General features: G+C 72.7%; 17 protein-coding genes. 7 read left to right on the top strand and 10 right to left on the bottom strand.

Annotated elements, in window-relative coordinates; translation table 11 throughout:
- Nucleotides 1-814: 814 nt before the first annotated feature.
- The 3 genes from CRP39_RS11580 to CRP39_RS11570 all read right to left on the bottom strand — a co-directional run bounded on the left by CRP39_RS11580 (nt 815) and on the right by CRP39_RS11570 (nt 3,742).
- A complete protein-coding gene (locus CRP39_RS11580; RefSeq protein WP_097206535.1) occupies nt 815-1,195 on the bottom strand; it encodes a hypothetical protein in 381 nt (126 codons plus the stop codon).
- Between the two features lie 652 nt (nt 1,196-1,847).
- Nucleotides 1,848-2,924 (bottom strand): sensor histidine kinase, encoded by a 1,077-nt coding sequence (locus tag CRP39_RS11575; protein ID WP_097206534.1) that lies wholly within the window; start codon nt 2,922-2,924, stop codon nt 1,848-1,850.
- Nucleotides 2,921-3,742, bottom strand: a complete 822-nt coding sequence (locus tag CRP39_RS11570; protein ID WP_097206533.1) for an MEDS domain-containing protein — start codon at nt 3,740-3,742, stop codon at nt 2,921-2,923. The genes CRP39_RS11575 and CRP39_RS11570 overlap by 4 nt, the downstream gene beginning before the upstream one ends.
- Before the next feature lie 393 nt (nt 3,743-4,135).
- On the opposite strand from CRP39_RS11570, the gene CRP39_RS11565 reads away from it, so the two are divergent.
- Nucleotides 4,136-4,609 (top strand): hypothetical protein, encoded by a 474-nt coding sequence (locus tag CRP39_RS11565; RefSeq protein ID WP_097206532.1) that lies wholly within the window; start codon nt 4,136-4,138, stop codon nt 4,607-4,609.
- A gap of 93 nt (nt 4,610-4,702) precedes the next feature.
- On the opposite strand, the gene CRP39_RS11560 is transcribed toward CRP39_RS11565, so the two are convergent.
- From CRP39_RS11560 to CRP39_RS11535, 6 genes are all read right to left on the bottom strand, one after another.
- Nucleotides 4,703-5,689 (bottom strand): DUF4238 domain-containing protein, encoded by a 987-nt coding sequence (locus CRP39_RS11560; RefSeq protein ID WP_172442400.1) that lies wholly within the window; start codon nt 5,687-5,689, stop codon nt 4,703-4,705.
- On the bottom strand, nt 5,686-6,234 hold the full coding sequence (locus CRP39_RS11555) for a MucR family transcriptional regulator (protein ID WP_143426614.1): 549 nt from the start codon (nt 6,232-6,234) through the stop codon (nt 5,686-5,688). Before CRP39_RS11555 ends, CRP39_RS11560 begins: the two co-directional genes overlap by 4 nt.
- A 66-nt stretch (nt 6,235-6,300) precedes the next feature.
- Nucleotides 6,301-6,498, bottom strand: coding sequence for a hypothetical protein (locus CRP39_RS11550; protein ID WP_097206529.1), 198 nt, complete (start codon nt 6,496-6,498; stop codon nt 6,301-6,303).
- A 217-nt stretch (nt 6,499-6,715) separates the two neighbouring features.
- Nucleotides 6,716-7,498, bottom strand: coding sequence for a hypothetical protein (locus tag CRP39_RS11545; RefSeq protein ID WP_097206528.1), 783 nt, complete (start codon nt 7,496-7,498; stop codon nt 6,716-6,718).
- A 54-nt stretch (nt 7,499-7,552) separates the two neighbouring features.
- Nucleotides 7,553-7,957 carry a helix-turn-helix domain-containing protein gene (locus CRP39_RS11540; RefSeq protein ID WP_143426613.1) on the bottom strand — a complete coding sequence of 135 codons (405 nt, stop codon included), beginning with the start codon at nt 7,955-7,957 and terminating at the stop codon, nt 7,553-7,555.
- Nucleotides 7,958-9,018: 1,061 nt separating this feature from the next.
- On the bottom strand, nt 9,019-9,429 hold the full coding sequence (locus tag CRP39_RS11535) for a hypothetical protein (protein WP_097206526.1): 411 nt from the start codon (nt 9,427-9,429) through the stop codon (nt 9,019-9,021).
- Between the two features lie 186 nt (nt 9,430-9,615).
- Here CRP39_RS11535 and CRP39_RS11530 point away from each other — a divergent pair, with 186 nt between their 5' ends.
- A complete protein-coding gene (locus CRP39_RS11530) occupies nt 9,616-9,858 on the top strand; it encodes a hypothetical protein (RefSeq protein ID WP_097206525.1) in 243 nt (80 codons plus the stop codon).
- A 305-nt stretch (nt 9,859-10,163) separates the two neighbouring features.
- Nucleotides 10,164-11,285, top strand: a complete 1,122-nt coding sequence (locus CRP39_RS11525; RefSeq protein WP_172442399.1) for a sigma factor-like helix-turn-helix DNA-binding protein — start codon at nt 10,164-10,166, stop codon at nt 11,283-11,285.
- Between the two features lie 232 nt (nt 11,286-11,517).
- Here CRP39_RS11525 and CRP39_RS11520 read toward each other — a convergent pair whose 3' ends face one another.
- Complete coding sequence (locus tag CRP39_RS11520) at nt 11,518-12,492, bottom strand: hypothetical protein (protein ID WP_097206523.1); 975 nt, start codon at nt 12,490-12,492, stop codon at nt 11,518-11,520.
- A gap of 538 nt (nt 12,493-13,030) precedes the next feature.
- Here CRP39_RS11520 and CRP39_RS11510 point away from each other — a divergent pair.
- The 4 genes from CRP39_RS11510 (at nt 13,031) to CRP39_RS11495 (ending at nt 17,391) form a co-directional block, all read left to right on the top strand.
- Nucleotides 13,031-13,633: a hypothetical protein gene (locus CRP39_RS11510; protein WP_143426611.1), complete on the top strand. Its 603-nt coding sequence runs from the start codon at nt 13,031-13,033 to the stop codon at nt 13,631-13,633.
- Between the two features lie 535 nt (nt 13,634-14,168).
- A complete protein-coding gene (locus CRP39_RS11505) occupies nt 14,169-14,432 on the top strand; it encodes a hypothetical protein (protein WP_097206520.1) in 264 nt (87 codons plus the stop codon).
- A complete protein-coding gene (locus CRP39_RS11500; RefSeq protein WP_097206519.1) occupies nt 14,429-16,003 on the top strand; it encodes a site-specific integrase in 1,575 nt (524 codons plus the stop codon). Before CRP39_RS11505 ends, CRP39_RS11500 begins: the two co-directional genes overlap by 4 nt.
- Entirely contained in the window at nt 16,000-17,391 is a 1,392-nt protein-coding gene (locus CRP39_RS11495; protein WP_097206518.1) for a site-specific integrase, read from the top strand. The genes CRP39_RS11500 and CRP39_RS11495 overlap by 4 nt, the downstream gene beginning before the upstream one ends.
- The last annotated feature ends 58 nt before the right edge of the window (nt 17,392-17,449 follow it).

Below are 17,449 nucleotides of genomic sequence, written 5' to 3'. Positions count from 1 at the left end.
GCCGGCCTGCTGTCAGGACGGTGGTCGCGAGCGGCGCTGCGCGGCGTCGCCTGGCACAGCGTCGACGCACTGACCATCACCGAGACAAGCGTGGACAACCTCCGCGTGCGCCTGCACCGCAGCGTCGAACTGAGCCCGCTCGACCCCGCGCAGAGTCCCGAGGTCCAGCACGTTCTGCAGAAGCTGGCCCTCACTCCCTGACGCGTACGTCACCGGTCGCGTTCAGCCAGTGTCGGCTGGACGACCTCGCCGAGCCGACGCACTCATCACACGGCAGTCCGGCGCTGTCGGGATGGCGACGTCATCGTGCTCAGCGTCATGCTCGTCAGCAGCGCCGTCGGCGCCGGGGCTACCCGCGGCACGACGGCATTGCCACAGCGCATGTAGCCGATCAGGGTTTCCCGGACCGTCAGGCACCTCCGATCTTGTCACCTCGGTACGTGGGACAAGGGGACCGGCCTCCGCGGGGCCATCTGCCCTGAGCTCCTGCTTCAGCGTGGTCGTTCTCGTTGTACCGGACCTCGGCGAGCCCGGGTGCAACGTGATGCTGGCGCTGCCCGGCAATCGCACCGAGCCCTCGTCGATGCGCTGACCGGCGACGGTCTCAGCCGACCACACGCCTCGACCGGCACCAGCGTGCGGTGGGCGAAACGCGTAACCGCATACCAGGCGGTCTTCTCGTTCGGAAGGCGCACGCACCACCGGCGAACGCCTCGATCCGATTGGCTGAGACGGCGGAGCCCCGACGGTGACTGGCCGTCGGGGCTTCGCTCTCCTCATGCCTTGGCAGGGTCCGTCGCGCCGGCCTGTCCCGTCACTCGTGCGCGGTGAACAGGCTGCGCTTGACAGCGGCGAGCCAGGTCGTCTCCAGCAGCCGCCGCGACTCGTCCGAGCCTCCGTCCAGCCCGGTCACGCGAGTTGCGTCGGCTCGCGCGGCCTGGTGGACGAGGCGGGCGCTGAGGTGGCGGATGCTGCTCGCGGTCACCGACGGGCCGACGCTGCCGGCCTCACGGCGGACTCGAACGAACAGCGAGGTGAGCGTCCGCGCGGTCAGCGGCCGCACCTGTCGGGAGACGAAGTACCCCTCGGCGTCGAACGTGTCGATCGGGCGCCGGTAGAACACCGGGTCGTCAGCGGAGATTTCCGGCACACCGGCGCGTCGGAGGTCCTCGCCCGCGTCCGTCGGTGCCGCCACACGCGGACCACGCTGCAGGGCGTGGGCTCCGAGCCCAGCGACGTGCTCCGGCGTCGACGGCACGGTGCGCAGCGTCCCGCGGCGCGCGTTCAGCGGGTGATCGTGCCGGTCGTGTTGTCGAGGTTCCCGTACGGGAGGTCGACCAGGTCGCCGGGACGGTCCGCCTCGATGAGCAGGTGCTGCAGGAATCAGCCCGTCCAGGGCGGGGTCCGTGCTGGTAGTGACGGCGATCTCGTACGTGCTGAGGAAGTCCTCGAGGTCGATGACGGGCGGCTCGGCGTACCGCCGAGCGGGGAGGGGACGCGGGTCGCCGGCGTACCGGCGTCGGCTGGGGTCCGGGGCGGTCGTGGGGTCGTCGTGGCGGGGGTCGACGGTCATGGCCGGCTCTTTTCGGGTGCGGCCGGAGGTCCGGCGTGTCGGTGGGACGCCAGCGACCGTGCGGGCCGCGCCGCGGTGCGCAGTCACCTCGCGTGGATTCCGGCCGGACTGTCCCGGGTCCAGGCAGAGACACCCGGCGTTGAAGTCATCTGGCGACGGACGCTGCGTGTCCGACTGGGGACACTCCTCCGTCGACCGCGGGTTGCGGTGCGGCGCCGCCGGCGCGGTCGCGGCCCGGGACTCCTGTCGGAGGGGGGGGTCCCCGGGCGGTGTCCTACGTCTGCAGCCGGCGGGCCAGCTCGCGGGCGGCGGCGCGGGCCCGGTCCACCGGAGCGGTCCCGGCCTCGGCGGCTGGAGGCGCGGTGAGCGCGGAAGCTGTTTGCGGTCTGGGCAGGCCGGTGGTGAGGCGGACGGTGAACTCGGCGCGGGTGCGGAACGTCTCAAGCGTGTCGCAGCCCTGCCGGGCCGCCCACAGGCCCGCCCCCGCCGGTGGGGAGCCGGTGCCGGGCGCGAGGAAGCCGGCCAGCGGATCGTCGAAGCCCTGCCCGCAGTCGGTGACGGTGGCGGCCAGCCGCATCGGGGTCGTCCACAGCCGGACGGCGATCGGTGGGGCGCCGTGCCGGAAGGCGTTGCCGAGGACCTCGGTGACCGCGGCGGCGAACCGAGCCTGCAGCTGTCCGTGCCCGTCCGCGCCGTTCAGCGCGGCCCGCAGCCGCCCACGCAGCTCCGGCAGCCGAGCGGGATCGGTCAGACCGGCCAGGACCAGCGTCGGAGGGCTGTCCTCGGCCCGGTCCGCGGAGACGGTGGAGGTCCGGCGCAGCACGCTCGCGGGCTCGACGTAGCGGTCGTTGGGCACGGGGCCGCCGGGGGTCAGCAGCGCGGGATGGGTCTCCTCGATCCCGTCCCGCATCCCGGCGGAGAGCTGGCGGCGGTCATAGGCGCACACGCTCGACAGCGGCATCCGGTCCATCACGGCGTTGAAGACCGCCTCATAGCGGTGCCACTCGTCCCACTGCCACGGGCGCCGGTCGACGGGCACGACGGCGCAGACAAGCCGGATCCGCGAGGCACCGGCGGCGACCTGGCGATGCACCATCCGGCGGTACGTGGCCAGCGCCTGCGCAGAGCCGACGTAGATCTCCTCGCGAGGCAGCACCAGGACGCGGTCGTCGCCATCGAGTGCCCGGACCAGCAGCGCGTTCTCGCCCTCCCGGCAGGCCAGGACCGCCGCGTCCCCGGCGGCCAGCCCGGCGGCGAGGAACGGCACGGCCGAGGCGGCCAGCTCCTCGGTCGAGTCGTAGAGCAGCGCGGCGTGCAGCAGGTCCGGTCCGGTGCCGGTGATCGGCGTCATGGCCGACCTGCCATCAGGTGCATGCCGGGCAGTTCGTCGACCTCCATCAGCTGCAAGATGAGCTCGACCGGCGGCTGGGGGGCGATGAGCAGGACGTAGCCACCGGCCGCCCGGAAGGCCCGGGTCGCGTCGTCCAGCCGCCAGCAGCCGCCGGCATCCAGATGGGCCGCATCGGCCAGATCCAGCCACAGCACACGCGACGCCCTACGGCTCGCCACCGCCAGCACCGCCCTGAAGACGTCGGTGTTGCTGCCGTCGATCTCGCCGTGCAGCGCCAGCCCGTCCAGGTCCCGGGTGGTCGCAAAGACCGTCTCGCGCACGCCGGACCGGTGGACGGCGACGACGTCCTGCAGCTCCGCCCCGGTGGTGCTCGCCTGCGGGTACTGGCACAGCGTGCGCACCGGCCGCGTGCAGACCAGCTCGTCCATCTGCCGCTCGACGACCTGGTGGGCCGCCGGGGACAGCACGGTCAGCCAGGCGCGTTCCTCGGCCGACACGCGCACACCAGGGAATCCCTCGGCCAGCGCACGCTCCGCGACGGCGGTGTGTCCCTCGGCTGCGTAGAAGTCCTCCGCCGGCAGCACCGCGAGCCGCCGGTCGCGGACGGCCGCGGCCCCGTCGACCCCCCGGGCCTCCAGCATGGCCACCAGCGAACCTGCGGGGAGACGCGGCAACTCAGTGCAGATGACCTTCTCGCCCGCGGCGAGACCGCGGGACACCCAGGCGGTCAGACCGTCCAGTCGTTCATCCTCGGTCCGGTGCAGCTGCAGCACGTGCTCGCCGCGCTCGGGGCCGGAGAACTCCTCGACAGAGCCCACGGGGAAACGCTACGCGCCGCGCCCGCGCCCAGCACCCCGGCCGGACCACCCCGCATGCGTCGGAGCGGCCGACTCGCTGATCGCCTGAGATGGGCGGGGCTATGAATGGGTCAACCAGGCGGCCACCGGCCGGCCGCGTCGGGCCGGGCCGCGAAGGGCCTGCACCTGTTCCTTGCTCGGATGGCACTCGCTCGGGCAGTCGAGCTCCACCGGCCGGCCGTTCACCCAGCCCACGGCGGCGACCCGTCGGCAGATCGGGCAGTTCGCCCAGGTGACGCGCTCCGATGGGTCCATCGCCTGGCCCCACGCGGTAGAGGCGGCCCGGCACACGCTCGCTCACACATCCGAGGGACCGGGCTTCGGTCGGTCGCGGCCGACGCCGATGCCGCGGGCATGGCCGACCAGCAGCTGTGGACTGACCCGTGGACGCCGACCTGTGACCCGTCCGAGCTGCCGGGCTCGGCGGCGGCCTACCCGCACACGATGGACCTGCGGACCGCCCTCACCCTCTCCGACGCCGCGTGGATGTCCACCGACAACGCCCTCGCCGCCGCCGAGGCGGTGCTGCTGGAGGCGTGGCAGCAGGCCTTCGAGGAAGCGTCGGCCGCCGCCGGCAAGCGCGGTGTGAAGGCGCTGAGGGAGAAGGCCAACAGCCTCATGCCGCGGCACGCCATCGTCGGCCGCCGCCGGCAGTTCCGCGGAACCTCGCCGGACTGCCGCGACGAGTGGCGCGAGGGCATGGAGCTGACTCCCGCCGGCTACCGCGCCCTGGAGGCCATGTGGCGCTCCGCCCGCACGAGCGGCGCCAAGATCGACGAGACGGCGATGCGCGCAGTGGCTGCGGCAGTGGCGGCCCCACCGGCCTGACACCTGTTCGGCCTTAGAGCTGGCGCCTGGGGCACGTCTGGTGCGTAGTCGCGACCGAGAGTGCGGGCCGCAGCGGCCGTGACCCCTCTCTGGTCACGCCGGCGTGGAGGCCCGTCGGGGCGGGTGCTCCTCGAGCCAGCGCCGCTCCACCGTCATGCCGGGAGGCATCACCCCGTACTGCATGATCGACTGCGGTGGCTCGTGGGTGTCACCGGCCCACGGCCGCGGTAGGCGCGGCCCGCGCGAGCCGGGCCCCATCTCGATGATGTACGGCACGTGGTCGGGGTGCCAGAACACGTGCTGGTCGGCGGCGCCCCACAGCATGTCCCCGAGGGCAAGGCCGAGTCCGGGGTGGAACTTGACCCGGTGGTCTGCCAGCGTCCCCGGGTCGGGCTGGGAGCCGGGCGTGGGCATGATGAGGAAACGGTGCGGGTCCAGGGGCACCAGCACGTCCCAGTAGGCCACCGAAAGCAGCTGGTTGTCCTGGTCCTGGCCGTTCATCACCACGACGGGGACGTCTGAGGTCGGCAGGCACGCGTCGCTGAACCCGATGCCCCACGGCTTGCTGCCGACGATAGCCGCCAGCGGGGCGAGGTGCTCGGTGATGAACGCCAGATGGCGGTTGTTCTGGGCGAACTTGTGCAGCGGGCCGAGTGCCGGGTCCAGCGCCTCGGGCAGGCCGCTTTCCGCGGCCTGGTCGGCGAGGTGGTCGAGCCGGTGGCGCTGGCGGGTGGTGCGAAGGATCTGCGCGGCGACCCACCACGACAGCCGGACCCGCGTGTCCAGCGTGGGCGGCCACCGCTCCGGCAGCGCCCACGCGGTGTCGAGCACCTCGCTGAACGCCGGTGCCGCGGCCTTCTCGATGGAGGTCATCACCTCCTCCATCGTGTGGTGCGGCACGCCCTCGGGGTCGATGCCCCAATGGAAGCCGTTGACGGCAGCCACGTTGCGCACGCTGGTGGGGAACGAGGCGTCGAGGTTCTCGGCCGGCGCAGCGACGATCTGGTGGGCCTTGCCACGGTTCTTCCGGGCGAACCGGCGGAGGTAGAACTGCGGCACCGTGTGGTCGTTCGTGCTCACCGGCCGGTTGCTCCCCGGTGACCTGGACCGCCGGGGCGGCTTCGACGAACGCCCGCGGCGTCCATCAGCCGCGGCAGCACGCGGCGGCCTGTGCGCAGCTCCGCGCCGATGAGGTGCACCGACCAGCCCTCCTCGACGTACCGCTGCCGCAGGTACTCATCCACCGTGATGAAGCCCAGGGCACGGACGCGCGCCAACCGCTGCTCGGCGAGGCGGTCGGTCCGTCGCTGACCGTGCTCGAGGCCGGCTCGCAAGTCGGCGTTCCCGGTGTAGCGGCGCCGGCCCTCCTCGGCTCGGGCGGACCGCAGCCCCGGCGCGGCCAGCGACCGGCGCGAAGGCAGCCCGTAGCGACGCCGGTAGGACTGCCCGTCCATCCCATGGCGGCGCAGGTGCGCGGGCGAGATGTGGGTGAGCAGGTCCCCGCAGGCGTGGCAGACCATCCGCCGCCCACCATCGGCGACGACGAGCACGCCCGGAGGGGCGAAGACCGGCGAGCCGTCGGGCAGGCGCGCGACGGGCACGTGGCTGGGCTCCCGTGTGCTCACACGCGCAGGCTGGCACGAAGGACTGACAGTCAGGCCCAGGTCGTGTCCCGTCTCCGACCGCAGACCTCAGTCCTCGACGTCGTCCGCATCTCCCTCGATGTAGCCCTTGCCGTCGCAGTTGGGGCATTCGGCCGAGATGACGAGTCCCTCGTCTTCGCTCTCCAGGTCTGGGATGTGTACCCCGCCATCACCCCCGCAGTCACCGCACTCGAAGTAGTACTCGTCGGGGCTGTCGCCCGGCCCTTCGAAGTTGACGCGCTTCATCCGTCCTCGTTCCCTCAAGCACTCGGCGTTTCGGCGGCACCCGGCCACAGGCGGGGCCCGGCTGCGCTTCGGGACGCGCACCCACGCCGAAGGGCAGGTCCTCCTCCTCGCCGACGGGGGCCGCGGCGCGTTGCCTGGCCGGGCACGCTGCACTCTGCCAGGGCCGGCGGCGCCCGGTCCGCTGCGTCCACAGACTCTGACTCCGGCCCCTCGCCGGCTACACGTTCAGCCGGACGGCGCTGTAGTCACTGGAGGGGTTGCTGAAGTCGGTGGCGTCAGCGAAGGCGAAGCCGACGATGTCGGCGTCGGCCGGGACCATGTAGACGTAGGTCATGTCGGCTTCGAAGCCCGGCTGCAGCTGGTCATTGCACTCCGGGTTGCCGCGCAGCTTGTAGAGGCTGTCGATGGTGTCGAACTGACGGTCACGGCTGTCGATGAGTGCGTTGGCGATGGGGTAGCTGCACGTCAGGTCCATGCTGACCTGGGCGTTGTTGACGATGTGCGTCTGAACGACGACGAACTTGCCGCCGGGGTCGGGATTGGTCGGCGTGTACTCCTCGAACCCGGAACCTGGGGCGTAGGAGGTCTCGTTCAGCTCGATGACGTCCACCACCTGGGCGCCGGTGACGGTCAGGGTGACGCCCTGGTTGGTGACGGGCTCCCCGACCACCCCGACTCCGGGGTCCTCGGACGAGCTTGTGGGCGCGGCGGACGTGGACGCCGGGGCGTCGCTGTCGTCCTCGGCCCTGGCCGCGTCCCGCTCGGCGTCACGCAGATCGGCCTCGAGCGCCTGATATTCATCGCTCTCCGTGGGGTCGCTCAGCGCCGCCATCACGCCCGCGCCGATGCCGCCGCCGACAAGAAGGCTCACGACCGCAGCGGCGGCCACCGCCGTCCACCGGCGCGAGCGCGGAGCGGGACCGAGTGCCGGCTGCTCCAGCGTGGGCTGCGGTTCGGCGGCCTTCGGTGGCGCGGCGTTGGGCTCGACAGGCTCGGTCATCGTCTTCTCCCCGTGATGTCGCTGCGTCAGCAGGCGGTGCGGTCGGTGCCGTGGTCAGTCATCGGCTTCGTAGGTGTCTCGCAACACTCGAAGTCGCATCAGCAGGTCCCAGCGCGGCCAGTTGGTCCCGTGCTCGAACGCGGCGATGCGGGCGCGGCTCACTCCTGCGTGGCGCGCGACCGTGGAGGCCGGAACCTTCATGCGCCGCCGCCAGCGCAGGTGCACCGCGACCTCCTCGGCCAGCTCATGCACGGCTTCCTCGGCCAGCATCGCCGCCCGATCGGCGGCCTCGCGCTGCTCGACGGGTACGTCCCGCCCCAGGCGGTTCGCCACCGCACGGACGAACGGGCCTTCCGGCCAGGTGCCGTGCGGGGCCACGAAGTCCAGCGGCGTCAGCCCGTCGAACGGGTCCTGCCGCACCGGGCGGTCAGGCCGGCGTCGACGAGGCGTCTCGGCCACGGCCGCACCGTAGGTGACCGGCGACCGGGGAGGCGAGAACGTCGAGCCAGGTGTGTCGGACGACTGCCAGGTGTATCTGGCAGTGCACTACGAATCGTGCGGCGTCGGCACGGTCCGCCCATGACAGCAGTTCTGGGTAGCCGATTGTCATATGCATCTGGCATCGTTCGGACGAACACACGTTCGAACACGGAGACGAAGATGCAGGCCACGAGGGCAGTGGGGGTGCCTACCGGCAGGCTGGAGCTGCCTGCGGTGACCCGACTGCGCGCACCGTCGCGTCGTCCGCAGGTGGACACGACCCCGTCCCGGGCGACGCGAGCGTGGCTGGGCTTGGCCGCCGACCTCGTCGCGCACACCGCCGGCCAGGGCGTCGTCCTGTCGCGCCGGACGCTGCCCGCCGCCCTGGAGGACGCGGTCCAGGCACTCGCCCGGCCGTCGTTCGGGGAAGGCCTTCAGTCTGCCGTCGGGGCTTCGGTGGGTCAGGGCCCGAGGTCCCGCATGGGGCCGCTGCGGTCGCCAGGCGGGGAGAACGGGTCCCGCTTGAGCTGCGCCAGCTGGTCCATGCGCGCCTTTGGTGCAGCTCGCTGGTCGAGCCGCCGTCGTGGTCAGCTGCAGCTTGGTGGCGGCCGACGAACAGACATTCGTCAAGGACCGGTTGGAGGAGACGCTCACCGACGGGGTGTTCTCGGCCCTCCGCTGCCTGCCGCGCGAGGTACTGCTGCGCAGGTTGTCGCGAGTGCTGCCCGCGCGCTGGCACGACCGGAGGGCGGCATGGAACTGCCGTCCCCTCCGCGTAGCTGAGGGGACGGCAGTTGGACTTCGGTGGGTAGGCGTCCGGGTCGGTGTTCTAGGGGGCAGGACCGGCTGTGTCCGGGCGACTGGGACGGTCCTGCATGCTGGCGCCGTTCCCGTCCAGCCCTGATGTCTGAGAATCCCGGCTCGGTCGGCGGGCGGAGCCGCGCCTGCTGGGGCTCCCGGGAACGGGTCCGGCCGGGTGCCACGGCAGGTCGACGACCCACGTCATCTGCTGTCTGGCGTTGATGCCGGACGTCTATCGGCTAGCTGATGCTGTGGAAGGGCCCGTACTGCTCGGCGATGGCGTCATCTCGCCGCCAGTACTCCGCCATCTCGGCCTGGTGGGCCGCTCGCTCGTCGGCGTCCAGGTCGTCGACGAAGTCGCCGCTCTCACCGGCGAGGTGCTGTCGGTCGCGGTGGATGCGCAGGCCGGCGTACTCGGCCCGGATCATGCGCCGCATGTAGTCGGTGGGGCGCCGGAAGATGCCGGTGCTGATGCTGATGATGGGCTCGGTCTGCAGCTCGACGTAGAGCCAGTGGTCGGGCGCGACCTCGCAGGTGAAGAAGAAGATGGTCTCTGCGTCGTCGCAGAGCATCGTTCCGTCCTTGTGGTCTCGGGTCAGGCCGGCCTTGACCGCGGCCAGCGTGCTGAGGTCCATCTCGTTGAGCTTCATGTGTCCTCCGCTCGGGTGTGGGTTGGCGAGTGGGGACGGTGCGCGGCTGTCCGCCTTGCGCAATGGGCCGCGTGGCGGTCACCCGCTCGGGGCCTGTGCTCATCGTTGCTTCAGCCGACTGCCCTAGCTCCGGTTCCCGGAACGGTCCTCGTTTGTCGGCGAACGCCGGGGACACGAGGAGGAGCGATGTGGGTTGTGGTCAGGCAGGACGACTGGGTCGGTGGGGAAGACGTGCTCGGCGTCGTGGGTCCCTTCCGCACGGAGGCGGCGGCCCGCGCGCGGCTGGAGGACATGAAGGGCCGTCTGCCGGGACCGCCTTACCCGAGGGAGCGGCTGTGGCTGATGCCGGTCGAGCTGCCCCTGGTTGCCGGGGGGAGCGCTTCGGCGCTGGTGCGGCCGACGCCGACGTCGATCTCCGAGTCGGCATGAGGGAGTTGACGGCTCGGGTCGGCTGACGTCCTGTCGCCCGCTGTCGCTGTTCCGTCCGGACTGCGTCGGGGCTTGGCCGCGCTGTTCCCCGGCCGGCCGTCCCAACGCGGGGTCGCCGGTTGACCGGTCCTGAACGGGAGGCGCGTGTAGGGCGTTCGCCCTACACGCGCCTCCCGCCGTCGCGGGCGCGGGAGGCCGTTGAGGGGAGGCGGAAAACCGGGTTTGTGGCCGACGCGGCGCCGGGCGGGTCGTCGGCAGGCTTCTGGATGTCAAAGCGATGCCACCGCAACCCCTGGAGTTCTGCCATGACCTGCCCGTCTGCCGCGTACCTCGCCATCCCGCTGGGAAGTCCCGTCTCCGCCGCTGATCGTGCCAGCGAGGGGACCGGCGACGAGTTCTCGTCCGCGACCGCGCCCAACTGCGCGGGCGACGGCCGGGAGCTCGCGGACTTCGACCTTCCGGCAGTGCTCGACGACCTGAACCTGTTCGACGTCGGTGCCGCACTGGCAGAGCTGGAGGCGGTCCGTGGGCCGTACACCTGCGCCGCCCGCCGGGCGGGGGTGCTGCTCGCCGCCGACTTCTCCGACGAGGTCACCGCCGTGCTGTGCGCCCGCCGGACCGCGCTCGAGTCCCAGGTCCAGGAGCTCCCACTCGGTGCGGCGTCTCCCGCAGGGGGCGGCCGGCAGGCGGAGCGGGAGGTGGAGGCGCTGAACGATCTGGCTGTCCGGGTGAACGCCTGGCGGGTCGACGACATGGTGCGCCGGTTCGCGCCGCCGATGTCGCCGGAGGATCTGGAGGATGTGCGGGCGGCTGCCGCGGAGGGGCTGGCGCGGGCGGTCATGACCTTCGACGCGGCGCGCGGCCGGTTCGGGCAGTGGGCGTTCAAGCCGATGCGCGGCGCGGTGCTGAACGCGGTCCGCGCACTGCAGTTCCCGACGATGAGCTGGAAGGAGTTCCTGAACCGTCCGGCGGTTCTGGCTGCTCGCGAGGCCTTGACCGGCGCCGGGCAGCAGGAGCCGGCCTTCGCGGACGTCGCGGCGAAGTGCGTCGCTGACGTGACGCCGGGCCAGGTCGAGCGGGTGCTGCGGCCGGCGCAGGTGCAGAGCCTGGAGACGTTCGTCGGCGAGGGTGGCCGCGGTGCCGAGGACGTGCTGGTCGACGAGGAGATGTCCGTGGAGGACGAGGTCGCCGACGCGCTGCACCGCTCCTCGGTGTTCGACCCGTGGCTGGCCGAGCTGGATGCGCGGGCACACTTCGTCGTCGTCCGCCGGTTCGGGCTCGACGGGGAGCCGGAGCAGTGCCTGGCCAGCATCGGCCGGCAGCTGAAGCTGTCGAGGGAGGTCGTCCGGCAGATCGAGGGAAAGGCGCTCAACCGGCTGTTCATTCGCACGCACGGCGCTCGGGCCGCGCGCCGGACCTCGCGCTGATCATCGCCACTGTGGGCCCGCACCGGCTGGTGCGGGCCCACAGTCGTCCCTGCGCCCTCGTCCCTCTGGCGCCTTGTGGCGGAGGCTGCGGCGCGGCCCCTGCATGTTGGGTCGGGCCACCCGCATGCATCCGGCCGATGTCGTCGGCCTGATCAGTTGTTCGGTGGGCAGGCGCTGAGGGCGGGTGGCCCGGCCGGCACCGGTCTGCCGGTGCCGGTGGGCTCGGGGGTGGTTACGGGTGGCCGCTGGCGGCGGTGGCCGGCGGGTGTGGCGCCGTGGCGGCGCCTGACGGGGGAGTGGGGGTGGCCTGTATGGCGGCAGCGATGGCAGCTCGGCTGATGGGCGTGAAGGTCGTGGTGGGGCTGCAGTACGGGCACCTGCACCAGGTGGTGGTGGCGGGGGTGGGGATGGGCAGGCGGCCCCGGGGCTTGGCCGCGCGCTGGGTGGCGTAGTCCGCGAGGGCCTGCGCGGGGGTGATGACGCCGGCCGGGTAGAACACCGCGAGCCCGTCGTGCTTGAGGTTGTTCACGCGGATGTTGCCGGGATCGTCGGTCTCCCGCTGGATGAGGTCGCGGCGGGTGACGTAGTCCTGCTGGAGGGCCCTCTGCCGGGCGCCGGCGGCGGCGAGCATGGCGACGACTTGATAGCTGTCGATGGCGCGGCCGCCGAGGCGGTGGATGAGCGCGGCGGCGTGATCCCGGGCGTTCTTCAGCCGCCAGGCGGCGGCGTTGTGGCGGCTGTCGTGGCCGTACACGCTGATGGCGTCAGCGATCTGGCGGGCGAGGGCGTCGGCGAGGGCGCGTTCGGCCCGGGTGAGGCGGCTGGTGGCGTCGACGGCGCTGGTGCGGCTGTTGAGGGCGCGGACCCGCATGGTGCGGTAGCGCAGGGTGGTCGCCTCGAGGTGCAAGAGGAAGTCCAGGTCGTACGGGCGGGGCCGGGTGAGGGTGCTGAGGGCAGCGGGGCGCATCTGGGGGATCCGCTGGCGGAGCGAGGTGAGGACCCGCTGGCCGCTGATTTGCTCGCTGATTCCGGTGTAGTCGGTGATCAGGTTGTGGATGCCGGTGCCGACGAAGTTGTACAGCAGCGTGTTCCTGACGGCGGCCAGCCGCATGGCGGTGCTGGCCGGGGCGGCGGCGATCGTCAGCTCGCAGCCGTCGAGCAGGCTGATGCGGACGGGCTGGACGGGGATGCCGTGGAGCAGCTGCACCGGCCCTAGGGGACGCACGACGGGGCGGGCGGGTGAGGACACGGGTGAGGACATGCACACCTCCGGTGGGGCGACCAAGATCGACTGCGGCATCGTCTGTTGCGCCTCGGACACGGATCGGTGTGGCGGATCGGAGGCGGGGATCGCGGATCGGTGAGGTGTGCGGTGGGTGCGGGGGAGAGGTGGTGCTGGGGCGGTCGGCGCGGGGCTGTCCTTCCGTTGCCCTGCGTGGAGGTGCGTGCCGCTTGGCTGTGCCTACTGGTGTGCCGCTCCGCGTCGGCGTCGGCGGACGCGGTGATTGAGCCGTAGTCCTCCGTTGACTGACGTCCAGGGAATGGCGACGACGGGTGTAGGACGTTGCGCCGCGGCCCCCGACGCGGGGGACTCCCGCCTTCCCTGGGCGCGTTGACTTCACCGACTTGTCGGGCGGGGGTCGGCGGACGCCAGGTACGAGCGCCGCGCCGTACGGTGTCGCATGCCGTCGGAGGGCCGCTGCCGGGAGTGCAACGCGTGGCTGGACTCCCGGCCACGGGGCCGGATGAAGCTGTACTGCGGCTCCACCTGCCGCTCGAACGCGAGCAAGCGCCGCAAGCGGGAGGACATGGAGCGGGAGCGCAGGCGGCAACGTGCGATGGAGTCCGGTTCTGACTCGGAGCCGGCCGGGGAGGATCGTGTGTCGCCGGGGATCTCACTGGCCGATCTGCTGGCCCCCTTCGCGGATCCGGACCTCACGCAGGCTGGCCGGCTGCTGCACGTGCCACCGCACGTTGCTGCGACCGCGCTTGGGCGCCTTCCTGCAGATCTGTGCAGCGCTCGGCTGGGCGCCGCTCCGCCCATGTCGTGGCTGGTTGCGCTGGCAACTGACGTTGACGGCCTGTTGACCGGGGCGGTGGTGTTCGGACGGGAGTACGTCCGCTTCGACGGGGTTCAGGTCGGTAGGGCCGCCGCACGGGAGCTGGCCGCGCGGATCGGCGCCGCGTTCCCGGCTGCTGATGATCAGCCGGGCGCGCTTGAGTCGGCTGTCGCGGAGGCGTGGTCTTCGTGGACCGCCCGGGAGCCGGTGTGGACGGGCGTGGGCACCGACCTGCTCGCCGGGCCGCTACCGGCCGACGCCGAGGTCGCCGGGCTCTGGTTCGACTGATCCGCGCGCACCGACGTTGTGGACACCCCTCATCCGGGGCGCACGGCTGGCACTCGCCGACCGCGGAGGGACGTGGATTCCGGTTGGAGCGTCTCGCCTCCAGGGGGACGCTCGGTGGGGGAGCCGTCCGCTGACGGTCACCCCGTGTCCGCCGAAGAGCTCTTCCCCGCCCGCCGTCGCTTGAGCGGCCTTGGCGGCCGTCTTCCGGCCGTAAGAGCGGGGCAACGTCACCCGCCGCCCCTTGCAACTGCCGCTGCGGCGGCATTCGCCGTCGCGATGCACGGCCGGTGACCCGACAGCCGCGCTGACCGGTCGGTCTTACCTGCTGGCGACCGCGCCGCTGGGGAGGCCGCCCGCGAGTGGCCCGCCGGGGCCGCCGGCCCCTCGCCGGCGCCGTCGTGGTGGTGCCACTGTCGCCCGCCCGAGGCGGACCGCCCGAGGACCCCGGGGCGTCGGGTGCGTGTTCCTGAAGCGCCCACGGTCGTCGTTGGCAAGACCCGTGCACCGGCCGGCTGGCTGCGGACGGTCGCCGGGCATGAACGAGGAGAAGCACCGCCCAGCGCCGGATGGGGCTGCCGAGGCCGAGATTCTGGAACTGCTGGCCAACCTGGGTGACCAGCGCGCCACCGACGAGCGCCGGGGCGGTGCGGCGTGGGCCGAGTTCGGTGACTGGTGCTGGGCCATGGATCTGCCGCCCGACCAGGACTCGGTGGATCTGTACGCCGCCGACCGGCACCCCCCGCTGACGGTCCGGCAGCTGCAGCGCCTTCGGGATCTGGCTGCCGGGAGCGGGCGGTGACCAAGCGGCCCGGCTGGCGGCCGGCGCACGTCTATGTGCCGGAGCGGGCCGACCTGGTGGCTTTGAGCGAGCGGTTGACGCAGTACATGGCCGGCCCCAGGCTGGCCCCCTCCAGCGTCAAGAGCTATGAGTGGTGCCTGCGGGCTGTCGAGGCCTGGTGCCGGCGTCGGGGCCTGCCGTCGTTTCCGATGCCGCCGCAGGTGTTGGGGGCGTGGCTCGCCGCTGCCCTGCATGGCACCGCGCGGACCGGGGCCGTCGGAGAGCCGGCGGCCGAGGACGACGGCGCGGGCGCACCCGAACCGCTGTCGATGAGCACCGTGGATCAGACGTGGGCCGCGATCGTCTGGCAGCACCGATCGCGTCGCGCGGCCAGTCCGACCGATGACCCGTGGGCGCAGACCGTGCGCCGCGGCCTGCGTCGGGCGCTGGCCGGCCACCGGGTCCGGAAAGCGCCACCGCTGTCACCCGACGACGTCCGCGCCCTGGTGGCGGTCGAACCGTCGTGGACGCCGACCGGCCTGGCGGAGCGGGCGCTGCTGCTCTCCGCCGTCTGCTGGGATGTGCCGCTGTCGCAGCTGGCGGTGGTCCCGCCGACGGCGCTGGAGCTCATCTCGCCCACGCGGGCCAGCTTCACCTGTGCCGGCCGCACCTTCACCGTCGACTGCGCCGGTGACGCCGGATGCGGCGTCGACTGCCTGTTCTGCGCGCTGTGGGCCTGCGCCGACCTGATCCCGGCTGGTGCTCCATACCTCTTCGGGGTCCAGCCCGCCGACGAGCCCGCGGGCGCGGGGTACCGGGTACGGACGGCCGCGGAGCCCCTAGCCCAGCAGACCTGGGCGCGCAGGGTGGCGGAGACCCGGGCCCGCAGCGGCCGCGGCTGCTGGCCGATCGGGATCTGCGACGGCAAGATCATCGTCCGCGAGCCTGTAGCCGCCGACGCCGCACTGCTCGCCGGTCTGCGCCGTGGCCTGGCATTGAGCACCTCGACCGACGGGCTGATGCTGCTGCAGCAGCGCGCCGGGCTGCTGCTGTCCTGGCACCGCGGGCTGCGCAGCGACGACCTGCGTCGCCGCCGGCGCGGCGCCCTGCAACGGAACGAGAAGGGCTATCGGCTGACGATCGAGTCGGCGAAGGGCACCCACGCCGCCGTGGTCCTCGGTGTCCGGCCGGCGCAGGATCCGCGGCTGGACGCCGTCGCCGCACTCGACGACTGGTTGGCGGTCCTCGACGCGGCCGCGGCGGGCACGGTCGCCGCCGATGAACTGCCGCTGGTGGTCCGCTGTCCGCGGGGGGCGAACCTCACCTTCGAGGCGGTGACCTACAACTGGATGTGGCGGCACTTCGCCGCGCTGCAGGCGCGCGCCGGGCTGTCCGGGTTCACCCTGCACTCGACCCGCACCGGGTTCGCGGTCACCGCGGCCGACGGCAAGGCCACGGCCGATCAGCTGCGCCGGGTGATGCGGCAGAAGAAGGTCAACACCGCGGTCGGCTACGTGCTGAGTCGGGCAGCCGCCTCGCGTCCGGCGCCGCTAGCGCTGGCCCGGGCGGCAGCTGCAGCAGGTGCGGCATGAGCGCCGCGTCCCGGCGGCCGGCCGGCGATGCGCGGGCCGAGGAGGCCGTCCGCGACGAGCTGTCCGCCGCCGGCGACCTGGCCGAGGGCACCAAAGAGAACTACCGGGGCTGGGCGGCACGGTTTGCCGCCTGGTGCGAGCTCAACGGGCTGGTCGCGTTCCCGGCCGACGACGAGACCGCGCAGCTGTTCCTGCACGCGCACTATCCGCGCTGGCGCTACTCCTACGCCAAGGCGTTTCCGGCCGCACTGCGGGCCGAGCACCGGCGACAGAGCCTTTCCGTGCCGGTGCTGGAGGGGTGCACCGAGTACCTGCGGCGGTTGAGCCGGGACGCGGCCACCGCACCGGAGCAGGAGAAGGTGGCGGCGCTGCGGGTGCAGGAGGCCGACACCATCGGCAGGGCGCTGGCGACGCTGCAGCCGCAGGACCCCCGGGTGATCCGCGTCCGCGCAGTGGTGGTCGTCTCCGCCCTGCTCGGGCTGCCGCTGCTCGACCTGCCGGCCCGCGCGTTCGACGCTCCAGACCTCCTGTGGGCCGAGCGGCTGCCGGCCGCGGCGATGCCGGTCAGCGACAGCGAGGTGCGGCTCTCGCCGCCGGGCGGCGAGGCAGTCATCGTCGACGCCCAGCGGCACCCGGTGGAGTACGCGGTGCTGCGGGCGGCGCTCGCCCAGGCCGCCGACCCGGCCCACCCGCTGGCCGGGCCCCCGGGGGAGTCGCGGCGCCTGACGTCGCAGGCGGCGGCTCGGGCAGGGCTGCTCCAGCAGGGCGCGGGGCTGCTGGCCGCGTTGTCGCCGTCCGACCTGCACTTCCTGCTGGCGAACGTGGACGAGCACTACCAGCGGCGGGTGCGCGACTGGGCCTACGTGCTGGCCGGGGTGTTCACCGCCTGCCGCCACGACGAGCTGTCCCGCTTCATGCTCGACCGGGTAGACGAGACCGCGCACGGCTACGGCGTGTGGGTCGACCGGGTCAAGAACCACCCGGAGGGACACGACTACGAAGTGCAGCATGTGGAGGATCCGCTGACCTGCACGCATCCGCTGTGCCCGGCCTGTGCGCTGCGCACCCACCGTCACGTGGTGCGCCGGGCGCACGGGCGGACCACTGGGCCGGTGTTCGCTACCCGCTACGGCGGGCAGTGGCGGGTCATGACCCGGCAGAACGGGCGCCGGGTCGTCAAGGGCCTGTGGGAGCGCGCCGGCCTGCCCGGTGAGGCGCGGGTGGCCACTCGGGCGCTGCGGGCGGGCGGCATCACCAGCGCCAGCGAGGGCGGCTGGGAGGTGTGGCAGATCGCCGAGGAGCTGTCGTTCCACCAGGACGTCAATGTCTGTGAGGTGTACGTGCGCCGGCTGGATCCGTTCTCGCACGAGTTCTTCCTGCCGGTCTGACCCGATACTCGCCGCAGCGTCGGTGGCGCCTCGGCCGCGGGCCGTCTTCGGACGGCCC

The organism is Geodermatophilus sabuli, from assembly GCF_900215145.1.
Taxonomy (GTDB): Bacteria; Actinomycetota; Actinomycetes; order Mycobacteriales; family Geodermatophilaceae; genus Geodermatophilus; species Geodermatophilus sabuli.
This window is presented reverse-complemented; position numbering and strand designations above follow the sequence as displayed.